This window comes from Odoribacter splanchnicus DSM 20712 (assembly GCF_000190535.1).
GTDB lineage: Bacteria > Bacteroidota > Bacteroidia > Bacteroidales > Marinifilaceae > Odoribacter > Odoribacter splanchnicus.
Window position 1 is genome coordinate 12,693 of record NC_015160.1, and the last position, 13,905, is coordinate 26,597.

Here is a 13,905-nt window from a genome sequence, read left to right on the forward strand (position 1 = left end):
CTGTTTTATATTTTTAAAGTTGATGTAATCAGCGCATCTGTTATCAGGATATTCTCTGAAATACAAGAAATATTTTTTAATGCAGCTTTCGCTTCCGTTATGTTTCCGCTTTTCACTTGTGAGGAGATCCATTTCTTAATTTCCGGAAAGACAGTATATTCCGTGACTTCCCAATCAGGAACGCAGCCATGGATCAGGGTGTCGAACACGAAATCGCGAATGCCCTTTTTTGCCATTGTTTCGCCCAACCGTTTCATGTTCGCTTTTTCATAGCCGAGAAGTACACAACCTGAATATACGAAGAGTATATCGGAAGCCCGGACGGTACTGTATGCAATACATTTGATTGTCGCTTCTATCAGACATAAAAGCAGATTCGCTTTTAGATAGCGTTCGCTTCGTCTCATGGAATATCCGGCATAAAGTGCCTGAATCGCATGGCTGAGAAAAGATTCACTCGTTTCTGCCAACAAGCGGGTGTTATCCGGAGCTATGAACTTACCTATATGACCGTTTCTTTCCAACTGCCTGATGCGGTCTCTTTTTACAAGGGCAACTTGAAGGTTTTCAGCCATAATTTTCCGCCAGTTCTGCCAGGTGGATTTCCAGTCACGGGTATTGGCGAATGTGATTTCCATGTAACCGTCCGACACGGACGTCGCGATTTCCATTGTTCCGCTGCGGGCTGTCATATCGGAAGTTTTGTCCCACTTTGTTCCGTCTACCATAATTTCTCCACCGAATAGTCCGGCAGGAATCGGCAGGACAGGGACAGATACTTTATTTTCTGTTATCCACAAGTATATGGCAGAAATATTATAAACATTCTCTTCGTTTCGGGCGGCAGTCACTCCGGCATCCTCCCAGACAAGAAAGCTGCGTCTGTCATATTGTATGGTCTTGCCGTTGTCATCTTGCATGGTCTGATGGGTAAATACGACTTTCTCTTTGCCGAAAATATCTGTCATGGCCGTATATGACAATGGTAGGCCGACATTTTTCCCGTTTATCTTTAATATGCCTTCCGTAATCTCTACTCCATCTGTCTCCGGCAGATCGGGACTTCCTCCTTGCTCTTTATTCTCCTTTGCCGACAACCGTGGTTGGGTAACCGGCAGCTTTCCGCACGGAGGTGCAAACATCAGAGTTATATCTTCTGAAATAGGAGGTAATAAAAGGTCTATGTCCGGATAAGGCTTTGGGTAATTGAGCCAGTATCCCAATTTATTCGGACGGCTTGCCGTACGAAGGAAATGCCAAAAGTCTTCCGGCAGACTCAGTATGTCATCGGTATGCTGATGCGTATTTACTACGATAGTACCGTCAGGTAACGCATGAATCTTTTTGAATGATTCGCTACCGAACACACCGGGGCGGATGCGCAATACTTCATCTGTCCTCCGGTTCCAGAGACGGGCATAGTCGGAGCGGTTGCCATTGTCGCTGTTACCCTCTACCAAAATCCAGTCCTCCTGAAATAGGTGCAATCTGAATAAACCATCCCCAATGTGATGTAACGGAGCGATACGGCATCTTCGTGTCGCCATATCGAGATCAAGCAATCCCGGTTCCAACCATATTCCGCTATTGTTTCTTGCATTGTATTCGTGCAGCGAAATCATGCGTGCGGTGTCCGGTACGGGTATGCAACCTTCACGGAACGTTTCATACCCGAACATGGAGAAGGGGAGGGTGGTATATTTCCCGTTATCGTCATATCGGATGATGCCCGATTTGTAATAACTCCCCATTGTTATATACAGCGCTCCTTTCCCGTCTATCCCGAAACCGGGAGGATACATCAAGCCATCCGGTAATATAATACGGCTTACATATTTTACTCCCTGTTCCGTCATTGTATGAATGATGACACTTTTAGCATCTCCCAGGCAGAGATAAGGTCCGTACCATCGAAACTCATACTTATCATAGACACTCAAATCACACAGGCGCGACCATTTGTCCGCCTCCAACGGGTTCTTTCCCCCAATAGGCATTTCTCCCAAAGAGGTAGAATAAAGTGCGGCATAAAAGTCCAGCTCCTTCGAGTATCTGAAACTGTGAATTTTCCTCGTTTTGAATTTTACAGGCTGAAGAGGTACAATACGCAAATCGACTATGAATGTTCCCAACCATTGCTCTTCATCTTTCGGCTTCCATTCTCCATAGGCGCAATATCCGGCAAAACCTCTTACGATGTAACAGATGCCGTCATCCGGCCATTTCATTTTTTCACGGGGCATTTGCTTTCGTGGATTGATATGCCGGGCTGTAATCCCAAAATCACGGTGTGGTTGTTTGAGAAGTTGGCAATATTGACCATACTTCCTGCATTTTTTCTCAAAGGTCTGCATTTCCGTTTGTGGAAGCAACTCCAATAGGTAAATCTCATCACCGTCCAAGTCATAGAGAGCGTATCCGCAGGCGGTAAGTTCCTGCCCCAAGGCGGCTATACCCGCTTCATGCGAAAGACAGAAATATTGGGTTATGATTTCATCAAAACGCTTGTCTTTCAATATGGGAACATCTTTTCCCCATCTTTTTCTCATTTCTGCCAGCGTATCTTCTACATCTCCATCATCTTTGCGTAGGTCAAGGGCTTTATTGCGGACTTCTTCCATCCGATCATTCTCATACAGCTCCATTTCGCTCTTAATCCATTCCACCACAGCCTTTCCGGATATTCCTTTGGTCGTATATATACCGGCAGGTATTTTGGAAAACCGGATACCGTTAGTTGAGAGTTTGTGCATCAGAAGTACAAGTTGGTCGGGAGTATAAAGTTCATTCTTCATTAACCATTCTCCATTACATACAAGAAAACCGTCTTCTTCGTTCCAGTCTCCATGAATGCTGTTGTCACCGTTGCACACGTGAATTTGATAACTTGTGAAACGGGTATAGTCATGAAAAAGAGATTTTGGTCCGAATAATCGGACTGTCAGAATAAACCACGTTTGTTCGTCTCTCTTGCCGTCCGATACGGGAAACATTTCCCCGTCGGAAGTAAAATGGAAAGATATACTCCATTCAAAATCATCAGGGTAAGGAATATTGGCCTTTGCCAACCATTTTGTGCTCACAAGAGTGGGGATTATCTTCTCGTAATAATCGGTAAGTTCCCGGTTCAGTTCATGCAGATGCTTCTGTTCCGGCAATAGCAGTACAATGCGATACAATATATGGAGATCTCCCGGCCCTTGTTCCATAAGGGTATGGGCAAGTTTTGACAGATAAGCGATGGCACAAGAATCTGGAGACAAGGCCAGTAAAGCTGTACAATACCAAAACCTTATAATGTCGTAATCGAAAAGTCCGGTCATGCAATAATTTTCCAGTTCTTGTGCTGTGGAAGGTAGGCAGGGATAGCCTTGTAGAAAATCTGCCACTATGCGGATAAGTTCTCCGTCTGCCGCATACGGTTGCATGTGCAATAATTCTTTTCTGTCGGTAGGGGCATGAATATAAGAATCGAGCGCAGAGTTAAGCCGGTTAATTTTATCAGACAGCGTCACATTGCAATTTGCCGGTGTCGGTATGCGGATTTTGTTACCGGCATGGTATCCGGCATGTTTTTCGTTTTCATAAACGTACGGTATACAGTCGGTGAGATACCATTTCCAAAATTCCCTGTTCGATTCGGGATTGATTTCCGATAAGTCTGCCGCACCTCCATTACAGGAAAGACTTGCTAAAAACGCTGCATCCCATTCGTCGGAGGCAAGTTCTTCATCATTTTCCGCAACTTCTTCATAATCGTTACCGTCTGTTACTGTATATGCAGCCTGTACAGCTGCCATGCCTGCCATAAGTGGGGCAAAATCGGTTCCATAGTCGCGTCCTTCTACAAGACTGGAAGTGTAGTCCGCTATTCTCGTTATTTCATCCGGATTTGCTTTTTCCTCTAAGTAATGCTCCGCTTTTCGGAGCAATGCAATAATTTTATGGCTTTCTCCGGAATATCTTCTCCAAATCGGTAAGACTTTAAGCGCACACAATATACCGATTCTTCCTGCTATACGGGGAGACCGGAATGCCCGTAAAATTTTATATCTTGACGGGCGGGACAGGTGACCTTGGGGCGAGCTGGAAATTTCTTCCAACCCTTCTTTTATCAATTCCTCCGGAAAAACGGGTACTTCAGTTGCCTTTTCCGGCAAGACAAAAGCGATAATTTCCCGTTCGGGATTTTTATATATGGAAAGAATCATATCCAGATACCAGTGCCAATACTCTTTTCGTTTTCCTGTATCACCGTTTCTTTCATTGACAAAAGGATTTCCACCTGAATAGACAATTGATCCTATGAAATCAGCATTCCAGCTTTCAGGATCGAAAGATCCGTCATCTTCTCCGCAATAATCCTCTATGTTCAATATAGACGCTGCATCATAACATACTGTATATCCAAGCATCACGATAGCCCAACCTACGGTTGCATCCGTTTCCTTATGATTATCTTCCACATGAATCCTCAATTTCTCTGTTTCTGATAATATAGCTTCGGCAGAGTTTTCAGCTTTATACAGATAGTTGTTTATGCAGGAGAGTACTTGTGCATGAACGTTGCTTTGCTTTCCGGCAGAAAAATAAATCTTCTTGCAACACTCGCATTGTATTTTCTGTATGACACGTATATTACCGATCCGTTTCATCAAATCAATCCTTAACGGTAAAGGCAAATGTCCCAGACTGCTTTGATCGACCCACTCTTTTAATCTTTCTATTCTATCTGTTATTGTGTCTTCATCAGGATGGAGTTTCGGGAAGGTGTATTCCCGTTTGGATTTGGGGAGTCCTGCGTATAGCCGGCTATAATCAATGTAGGTGTGAGGAGAATAACGGTCGTGAAAAATCGGCAGCCGGAAGTCCGATGCTTTTATATAGGCGTTCCCGTTTCCGTCCAGGCTTATCCCAGGTTCTTGAGATAGCATCGGGGCAATGACCGGATTATCAGCATATGCTATCCGTATATATTGCTCACCATCCTTTTTTTCTTCGTACAGGACGATACTTCCATGCTGTCTATGTACCTTGTCCATATCTCTGGCAGTTAAATTATGCGCCAAAGATAAACAACATATTAAAATTTGAACGATTGTTCAGAAAAAAATATCTTTTAAATATTACTAAAAGGAATCAGGCTTTCAGTAGCGAATATAAACTATCAAATTTGTCCTTCAATTCTTCTACGTCCAGACCGTTCAGGAACGATTGCTCATAGGACATGCCCAAGAACACCTGACGGAACAGTGAGGCGGTTTTTTTCACGTCCGTATCTTGCTTTATTTCACCGTTATTCTTGGCTTTTTGTATTACCTTTCTCCATAACTCATGCTCCTTTTGGAAGGTATTCTCCATTTTTTCACGGACTCCGGGATAGTACATCCTCACTTGAGAAAGAAAATGGAAGTAGTAGAAGTTGGGACAGCAATCATTGTTATCCACACTGCATTCCACCAGTTTGACAATACGGTTCATGGCTGTTCTTACTCCTGCCACATACTGGTCGATAAATTCCGCAAGTGTTTCTGCCGGTTCTGCGAACTTATTGGACGGCGTCTGCATTTGTATGGCATACTTGTCTGCCACCGCCATGAACAGGTCGAGTTTGTGGGGAAAATAATACACCACCCCTGTCTTTACCACTCCGCAGGCTTTCGCCAGCGTGCTGATACTCGCCTTTTCGTAATTCATCTTCAGAAACACCTTAAATGCTTTATCTATCACTTCTTCTCGGTTGGTAATCATATCGGGTTGTATTTTTTTATGTTTTTTTGCGAAGATACGCTTTTTATTTTGAAGTTTTTGTATCGGGATGCTATTCTTTCTTGCCGGTAAGCCACTTCACGCCATCTTCTAGCCACTCGTTCCCTATTCTTTCCTTTCCCTTTGCGCCATAGCCTTTTACCTCTATTTCCGTGCCACAATTAACCTGATTGCATCACAATTCCCCACACGGCTGAAAGAGGAAGATCTTACAGGAGAGTTGCAGGTAGCACTGGCACAGGGTAGGGCGACCTGCATCAAGGGCATGACCGACAACGAGGGGAACTTGTTCAGGGCTTTCGTCCGTGCCGGCTACAAGCGGGTGAAGTTTGATTTCTTCAAATGGGATCCGGACAAGAACAAAAGGCAGGATCAGTCGCAGCAGGCGCCCGTCTGTCAGGAAGGCACAAGGCAGGCAAACACCGTCAGCCGGAATCACCCGGTACAGAAAGCCGATAAAAAAGGAGTATCCATTTGACCATTCACATGAATAATATGATTTCGGCGAACTCTTTCGGTCCCTTATAGCTAAGCCCATACAGTCTGCCTGCCAGTTCAAAGCAATCTCCCGAATAATCCTTATTCCCGAAATCCTTCATTTTAATAATGTTCCCCTAAATGTGTATTTGCCTTATCGCTTCAGAATCGGAAACTTTGTTGTCAATGAAATAAGGATAACGCTATCCTTTGCATTTTTTGCAACATGGAATGCCGCCTTTTTTCCTGCCGGATTATTTCTGTTAGGTTTTTTTATCGGCAGAAAACAACTTTTCATGACGAATGAAAAGAATATAGTTTTTTGGACAAAAGTACTCATCATTTCTGCTATTTCTTTTGCTCCTTTATACACCTTAAAGGAACTGGTCATGGAAAATGACCCAATCGTGCAGCAAACTGTGGGAACGGCATTCGATATGTGGCAGAAGCTGGCTTTTACTTTGGTTTTAGTGGCTTCGTTTATTCTGCTTTATCAACATAAAAATTTCAGCAAAGCAGTTGCCGGTTTGCGTTTTTATGGTAAAATGAGCCTGACCAATTACATCTCTCAATCCATAATAGGTGCTTTCATTTATTTCCCTATAGGTCTGAATCTTGCCCCTTATTGCGGATATACCCTTAGTTTATCGGTCGGCTTTTTGATATTTCTGTTACAACTGAAATTTTGTAAATGGTGGCTGGCCAGGCATAAACAAGGTCCGTTGGAATATATCTGGCATAAATGTACCTGGATAGGAACGGGTAAATAGCCGAAGACTATAAACAATCCTCCGGCATGATTTTCTGCCGGAGGATTGTTGTTTGGGGGTACTTTAATCGAACTGTAAGATGACGTCTGTCTTTTCGCTGCAGAATGAAAGCCTGTTTTTAAGAAATAATCCGTTTTCTCTGGGCCTGAACTGTGAGGAGGATATGACGAAACAGGATCCGGTCCGCATTGTTTCAGGGAAATGAAACAGCTGCGGGTTCCTTTAGCTGTGATGCGATAGTTCCGTCTGAATCAAAAGCGACTGACTTTACCATGTACTTATTTTTTGTTGATCTCACGGATTACCCGGCAAGGATTACCTACTGCCAGACTATCGGCCGGAATATTTTTGGTTACGACACTTCCGGCTCCGATTACACACCCTTTGCCGATAGTCACTCCGGGTAATATGATCACACCGCCACCGATCCAACAACCGTCTTCGATAGTCACAGGAAGTGCATAAGTACGGCAGAAATAGGCAGCTTGATCCGGAGTCCAACCGGGAATGAGCCGTTCGGACAACTCGATAGGATGGGTTGCTGTATAGATTTGTACATTGGAAGCGATTAAAACATGGCTACCTATGGTGATTTTATTACAATCGATAAAAGAACAGTTCATATTGACAGATACATTGTCGCCGATATGAATATTACAACCATAATCACATAGGAACGGAGTACCGACAGATACGTTGTTACCGATACTGCCGAACATTTCTTTCAAGACTTCCTGTTTTGTTTTTTTCTCTTCGTAAGGCAGTGCATTATAGCGTGCCAACAATTGGCGGGTTTTCCCTTTTTGTGTGATAAAAATAGGATCATGACAGTCGTACCACTCACCGGCCATACATTTGTCTAATTCTGTTTTCATGTGAATCGATGATTTATTTCAGATTATAATAGACAAATGTATGGGAAATATCTTGCTTCATTTTTGATATAGATCAAAAAGATAGATGGCCGGCAGAAACGGCCGGGTCTCCAATCCCGGATACTGAAGACGGACAAATACAGAAATAATGCTGCTTTTTCGGCGATAAAAGTTCCGATAACTTAAAGATTTTTATTTACAGACGTCGATCCATTGGATAGCCAGGGCGTATCGGAATAATTCGTCACAATGCAATTCGATGGCTGAATTGCTACTGCCGCAGGCCGGAAAAACGGTGTCGAATCTTTGCAGGGAAATATCCAGGTAAGTTCGTACGCCTTCAGGATTAGCGAAGGGGCAGACGCCTCCGATGGCATGGCCTGTCGATTCTGCCACTTTCTCAGGACTTAACATTCTGGCTTTCATTTTGAAGAAATGTCTGAATTTACTGTTATCGATTTTTGCGTCTCCGGCAGTGACGATCAGGATACAATGATTTTCGTCTTCGCCTTGGAAAGAGAGGGTTTTAGCTATACGTGCCGGTTCGACGGACAATGCCTGTGCGGCTAATTCGACGGTTGCACTGGACACTGGAAATTCCATGACTTCTTTTTCACGACCCAGGGTGGCAAAATAAGCTTTGACTTTTTCTATTGACATGATTTTATTTTTTTCGATCGTTATACGTGCTGATCGGTTGTTTTCGGAAAGCAAAATTAAAGAAATAGAAGATGGAATGAAACGAAGAGATTGTTTTTTACTTACCATATTGCTGCTGACAACAGTGAATCTGAAAATTTCTACTTTATGCAATATAGGTCAATTTTACTATCTTTGTGATTTCGATCGTAGGGCGTTATTATGAAGAGATATGGTGCCGATAGAGATAAAGAGATCCAGAGACTACTGCAAGAAATGCCGGAGGAAGGGTTTCGTCTGCTGTTCGATGTGTATCATATGCAATTGTGTGTGTATGTCGTACAGTTGACCGATTCTTTCCAATTGGCCGAGGATATTGTTCAGGATTTCTTTGTCGCTTTCTGGGAAAGAAAATATTATCGCGCCATTACCGGCAATTTTCGTAGTTATCTGTATACTTCCGTACATAATGCAGCATTGGCTGTTTTGAAGAAGAAGAAGCTGGTGCCGATGGAATTACTGACAGGAGTCCCGGTGGAGATTCCACAGGAGGCTGTCCTGGAAAGGGAAGAACTGGAACGGCAGGAAAAAGAATTGATGCTGAAATTGGAGAAATTACCGAAGCAAGAAATAGCTGCCATCAAAGCGGTTATCCTGGAAAATAAAAAATGTGTGGAAGCTGCTTTGGAACTCGGTATGTCGGTAAATACCTTAAAGACACATTTAGCCCGGGCGTTGAAAAAATTGAGAAAAGATTATCATCTCTCCTTTTTATTTTATTCGTTTTAATAAATATTAACATTTTACTTGTCATTCATTCAACTACTTTTTCACTCTACAATATAAAAAGAGTGAATAATGACTAATGAAAAACAACAAAATAGAAAAACTTTCATCGATTGTTACCGGATCGGACGTTCGTTGGAATATATGGATCGTTATGACCAGGAACAGGCGTGGAAAAAATTGAATTCCGCCATACAAAGAAAACGCCTGCATCGCCGGATCTCTTATATGTCCTCTGTCGCGGCTATGGTTGCCATTGCTTTTACTTCATTTTATTTGTGGCGTGGTGAAGATCAGGCTCCGGCAGAGAAGTTGGCCGATGCTCAGGAGACCGTTGGACAGAGTGGGCGTCCCGGTGTTATCCTGTCGCTGTCTGATGGCCGCCGGATCGATCTTTCTGCCCGGGAAGGTAAGATCGGGGCAGGAGAAGAGGTGGTGAATCATCCGGAAAACAAACAATTGTTCTATGCTGCGGATCAGGGCGGGGAGAAGATCAGCCGGATGAACCGGCTGGATGTTCCTCAGGGAGCTGAATATCATTTGGTGCTGTCCGACGGGACACGGGTGTGGATGAATGCCCGCTCGCGTTTGGTTTATCCGGTGGCTTTCGGCGATACCCGGGAGGTAGAACTGGAAGGGGAGGCCTATTTCGAAGTGACCCGGGATGAAAACCGTCCTTTTATTGTACATGCCGGTCAGGTTGCTGTCAAAGTGTTGGGAACAGAGTTTAATGTAAATACCTGCCGGAAGCAAAAGGTACAGACAGTGTTGGTAAAAGGAAGCGTACAGGTGGAGAACGGCGGAAAACGGGAGGTGGTGTTACGACCGGGCGAGCTGGCGGAAACCGTGGGGACACAGATCCGGGTCACTCAGGTGAATGTACGCAAATATACGGCCTGGCGTGAGGGAGTATTTTATTTCGAAGAGGCTGAGTTGGAGGAAATTATGACGGAATTGGCCGACTGGTATTGTGTACAGGCTGTTTTTACCGATCAGACGGTCCGGACGCGTAAATTCAGCGGAGTACTGGAGCGGAGCGAGACCATAGAAAACGTGTTGAAAAAGATAGAACGTACCACCAGTGTACATTTTACTATCCAACAAGGTATTATTCAAGTGAAATAAAAAAAGAAACCGGAAAAGGGCTGCCACCCTCTTCCGGCGGAGATCAAACTATCATAGCAAATAATAGTATTAACCAATTCACAAATTTATGAAAAAAAAAGAAATTGTACGATTTCCCAGGTCCGGGAAATTAAGGCAAATCGGAAGGATGATGAAATTAATGGTTTTATTTATGATTTTGGGGTGTGTGAGTGTATCGGCCAGGTCGGTTGCACAAAACCAACGGGTGTCCCTGAACTTGCGGAATTGTACGGTGATGCAGTTGTTTGAAGAAATTCAGCAACAGACCCGTTTGTTTTTCTTTTACGATCAGAAGCATTTTCAGGGACAAAATGTTTTGACGGTTCGGGCCGACGATGAAGAGGTCGGTGGATTGCTGAAACGTTTGTTTGCCGATAAGAATGTAGAATTTGTTTTTGAAGACCAGACCGTTATCGTGCGTCCGGCAGTTAGCCGGAAGCAAGTGAATGGAAAAGTGGTAAAGGGGGTCGTCAGAGATGCTGCCGGCCATGTACTTCCCGGAGTAACGGTAGTATTGAAAGGGACGACGCTGGGAACTTCTACGGACATCGACGGTAAATATACCCTGACGTTACCCGAAGGTGAACACGTTCTGGTTTTCTCGATGATCGGTATGAAAATGCAGGAGTTTCCTTTGGGCACACGTACCGAACTGGACGTTACCCTGCAGGAAGAGGTGGCAGAGATGGAGGAAGTAGTGGTGACCGGTATTTTCAAGAAAGCGAAAGAGAGTTATACCGGAGCTGTTTCATCGATCGATAAGGAGCAATTGAAAATCTATAAAGGCCAGAATCTGCTTCAGACACTGAAAAATATAGATGTGTCCATTAATCTGGCTGTGGATAATATTAACGGTAGCAATCCCAACCGGATGCCGCAAGTGAATATCCGGGGTAATTCTTCTCTGCCTATGAGTGTACAGGAGTATAACGAAAGCCTGAGCAATGAGGTGAATACCCCGTTGATCATCCTGGATGGCTTTGAAATAGCATTGGAGCGTTTGATGGACTATAACGACGAGGAAATCGAATCGATCAATATCCTGAAAGATGCTGCTGCTACGGCGATATACGGTTCGCGGGGTTCTAACGGAGTGATTGTGGTGACGACAAAGCAACCGGAAGCCGGTAAATTGCGCGTTAATGCAGAAATAGGGATCGATATCGAAGCTCCTGACCTGACCTCTTACGATTTGTTGAATGCGGCTGAAAAATTGCAGTTGGAGTGGGATCTCGGATTGTATAAGAATGAAAGCCTGCCGAGTAATGATGTATGGTATAAAGAGGCTTATGCCAAACGGAAAAGGGCAATTGCCTCCGGCACAGATACCGATTGGTTGAGTAAACCGTTGCACACAGGGGTCGGTTCGCATTATAATTTACGTATGGAGGGTGGAAGCGACGAATTCCGCTGGAGTGCCAGTGTGGGCTATAAAAATACACAGGGAGCCATGCGGGATTCCGAGCGTAAAAGTCTGAACACCTCTCTGACCTTAATGTATAAAGTGAAAAATTTCACCTTTAAAAATCAGGCTTCTTACGGGACAACCAAAAGTAAAGAGAGTAAATACGGTACGTTCAGTGATTATGTAAAACAACAACCCTATAATGCTCCGTATGATGAGAATGGAAAACTGGTGCGGATGTTCGACGGTTTTCATGCTCATTACCAAGGATATCAAAATCCGTTGTACGATGCCACCCTGAACAGTTTCGATAAGAGTAGTTACCGTACGCTGACGGATAATTTCGCCATAGAATGGAATCCGTTCGAAGGCTTGACCTTACGCGGACAAGTCGGGATTACGGCTACGGACAATACGTCTGATCGGTTTTTGCCCGCAGAACATTCCACTTTCACCGACGATTCGCAATATGAAACCGACGAGGGATTCCTGCGCCGGGGAACTTATGATTATACCACCGGACGTACGAATGAATATACCGGGAATATAACGCTTTCGTATACCAGGACTTTTGCCGATAAACATCAGGTGTATGTCGGTTTGGATTATTCGCTGAATGAATCCGAGGGGTATAATTATGCCATCGCTGCCGAAGGTTTTACGAATGAGGATATCCATTTTCTGGCCAGTGCCCGGCAATATGCCAAAGACGAAGGTCCCGGCGGATCCAAATCCAAAAGCCGTCGGTTGGGATTGACAGCCAATGTCAATTATATCTATGATAACCGTTATTTCGTGGATTTTTCGTATCGGGTGGATGGGAAATCCGATTTCGGTTCGAAAAAGAGATATGCTCCTTTCTGGAGTACCGGTATCGGCTGGAACCTGCACAATGAAAAATTCCTGAAGGGTAGTTTTGCAAATATTCTGCGGTTGAAAGCTTCTTACGGACAGACCGGTACACAGCAGGGATCCGACGGTGCCAATACGTTGTATAAATATATTACGGACAACCGGTATATGTATTGGACCGGAGCGGAATTGCAGGGATTGGGTAATCCTTATCTGACCTGGCAGAAAACCGATGAATTCAACTTCGGGGTGGAATTCGGATTGTGGAAAGGACGTATGAAGGGGGAATTCAACGTTTATACCAAGAAAACCTCTAATTTGCTTTCCAATATGGATCTGCCGCATTCCAACGGTTTTGCTTCCTACGTCGACAATGTCGGAGAAGTGAAAAACAACGGTTGGGAAGCCTCTGCCAGTGTTTATGTTATCCGGAATGCTGAGCGGGATATCAACTGGATTATCGGTGGTCAGCTGACTTACAATAAGAATTATGTTTCGAAGCTGTCGGAAGCCATTAAAGCCCAGAACGAGGCTTATCTGAAAGAGGATGTAGATGTCGCCAATCTGTTTTATGAAGGACGTCCGCAAAACGGTATTTATGTCGTTCGTTCTCTGGGAATCGATCCGGCCAACGGACAGGAGATTTTTTTGGATAAAGACGGTAACCGGACGGATATCTGGAAGGCTTCCGATAAGGTTTATGTCGGTCAGGCAGATCCCAGGTACCGGGGTATTGCCAATACGATGTTTATGTGGAAAGGATTGACGGTAAATGTATCGGCTTCCTTCTATTGGGGTGGGAAGAGGTACAATTCGACGATTATCGACCGGGTAGAAGTCGGGCGTACCACCTTGATGGCACAGAATGTGGATGCCCGGGCTCTGTACGACCGCTGGCAGAAACCGGGGGATATCGTTCCATTCAGGAAATACGACGATAGTTCGACCCGTGCCACTTCCCGCTTTGTCATGGACGATAAGGTGTTCGAGATTCAGTCTGTCGGGCTTCAGTATAAATGGGATTCTGCGTGGGTAAAGAAATACATGCGGGCGACATCGGTGACCTTCGGTGTGAATATGTCCGATTTGTGGCATTTCTCGACAATCAAGATGGAACGGGGTACCAGTTATCCTTTTGCCCGGAATATTCAGGGAAGTATAAAATTTTTATTTTAACGACAGGATA

General features: G+C 44.3%; 8 protein-coding genes and 1 pseudogene. 5 read left to right on the forward strand and 4 right to left on the reverse strand.

What is annotated here, in order from left to right; all coding sequences use genetic code 11:
• Window positions 1–5: 5 nt before the first annotated feature.
• The gene (locus ODOSP_RS00075) at window positions 6–5,042 is read right to left on the reverse strand and encodes an Imm5 family immunity protein (RefSeq protein WP_013610378.1); all 5,037 of its coding nucleotides are present in this window, start codon (window positions 5,040–5,042) and stop codon (window positions 6–8) included.
• 97 nt (window positions 5,043–5,139) lie between these two features.
• Window positions 5,140–5,751 carry a TetR/AcrR family transcriptional regulator gene (locus ODOSP_RS00085; protein WP_013610379.1) on the reverse strand — a complete coding sequence of 204 codons (612 nt, stop codon included), beginning with the start codon at window positions 5,749–5,751 and terminating at the stop codon, window positions 5,140–5,142.
• Window positions 5,752–5,989: 238 nt separating this feature from the next.
• Here ODOSP_RS00085 and ODOSP_RS00090 point away from each other — a divergent pair, with 238 nt between their 5' ends.
• Both ODOSP_RS00090 and ODOSP_RS00095 read left to right on the forward strand, forming a co-directional pair.
• On the forward strand, window positions 5,990–6,247 hold the full coding sequence (locus ODOSP_RS00090) for a hypothetical protein (RefSeq protein ID WP_041556172.1): 258 nt from the start codon (window positions 5,990–5,992) through the stop codon (window positions 6,245–6,247).
• 244 nt (window positions 6,248–6,491) lie between these two features.
• Window positions 6,492–7,016, forward strand: a pseudogene (locus ODOSP_RS00095) (DUF418 domain-containing protein); the annotation flags it as partial.
• 278 nt (window positions 7,017–7,294) lie between these two features.
• Here the strand turns inward: ODOSP_RS00095 and ODOSP_RS00100 are convergent.
• The gene (locus ODOSP_RS00100; protein ID WP_013610382.1) at window positions 7,295–7,891 is read right to left on the reverse strand and encodes a sugar O-acetyltransferase; all 597 of its coding nucleotides are present in this window, start codon (window positions 7,889–7,891) and stop codon (window positions 7,295–7,297) included.
• A 192-nt stretch (window positions 7,892–8,083) separates the two neighbouring features.
• Window positions 8,084–8,551, reverse strand: coding sequence for a YbaK/EbsC family protein (locus ODOSP_RS00105; RefSeq protein ID WP_041556174.1), 468 nt, complete (start codon window positions 8,549–8,551; stop codon window positions 8,084–8,086).
• Window positions 8,552–8,752: 201 nt separating this feature from the next.
• Here ODOSP_RS00105 and ODOSP_RS00115 point away from each other — a divergent pair, with 201 nt between their 5' ends.
• The 3 genes from ODOSP_RS00115 to ODOSP_RS00125 all read left to right on the forward strand — a co-directional run bounded on the left by ODOSP_RS00115 (window position 8,753) and on the right by ODOSP_RS00125 (window position 13,895).
• Window positions 8,753–9,319 (forward strand): RNA polymerase sigma factor, encoded by a 567-nt coding sequence (locus ODOSP_RS00115; protein ID WP_013610384.1) that lies wholly within the window; start codon window positions 8,753–8,755, stop codon window positions 9,317–9,319.
• 69 nt (window positions 9,320–9,388) lie between these two features.
• Window positions 9,389–10,441 carry a FecR family protein gene (locus ODOSP_RS00120; RefSeq protein WP_013610385.1) on the forward strand — a complete coding sequence of 351 codons (1,053 nt, stop codon included), beginning with the start codon at window positions 9,389–9,391 and terminating at the stop codon, window positions 10,439–10,441.
• Between the two features lie 148 nt (window positions 10,442–10,589).
• Window positions 10,590–13,895, forward strand: coding sequence for a SusC/RagA family TonB-linked outer membrane protein (locus ODOSP_RS00125; protein ID WP_157741818.1), 3,306 nt, complete (start codon window positions 10,590–10,592; stop codon window positions 13,893–13,895).
• The last annotated feature ends 10 nt before the right edge of the window (window positions 13,896–13,905 follow it).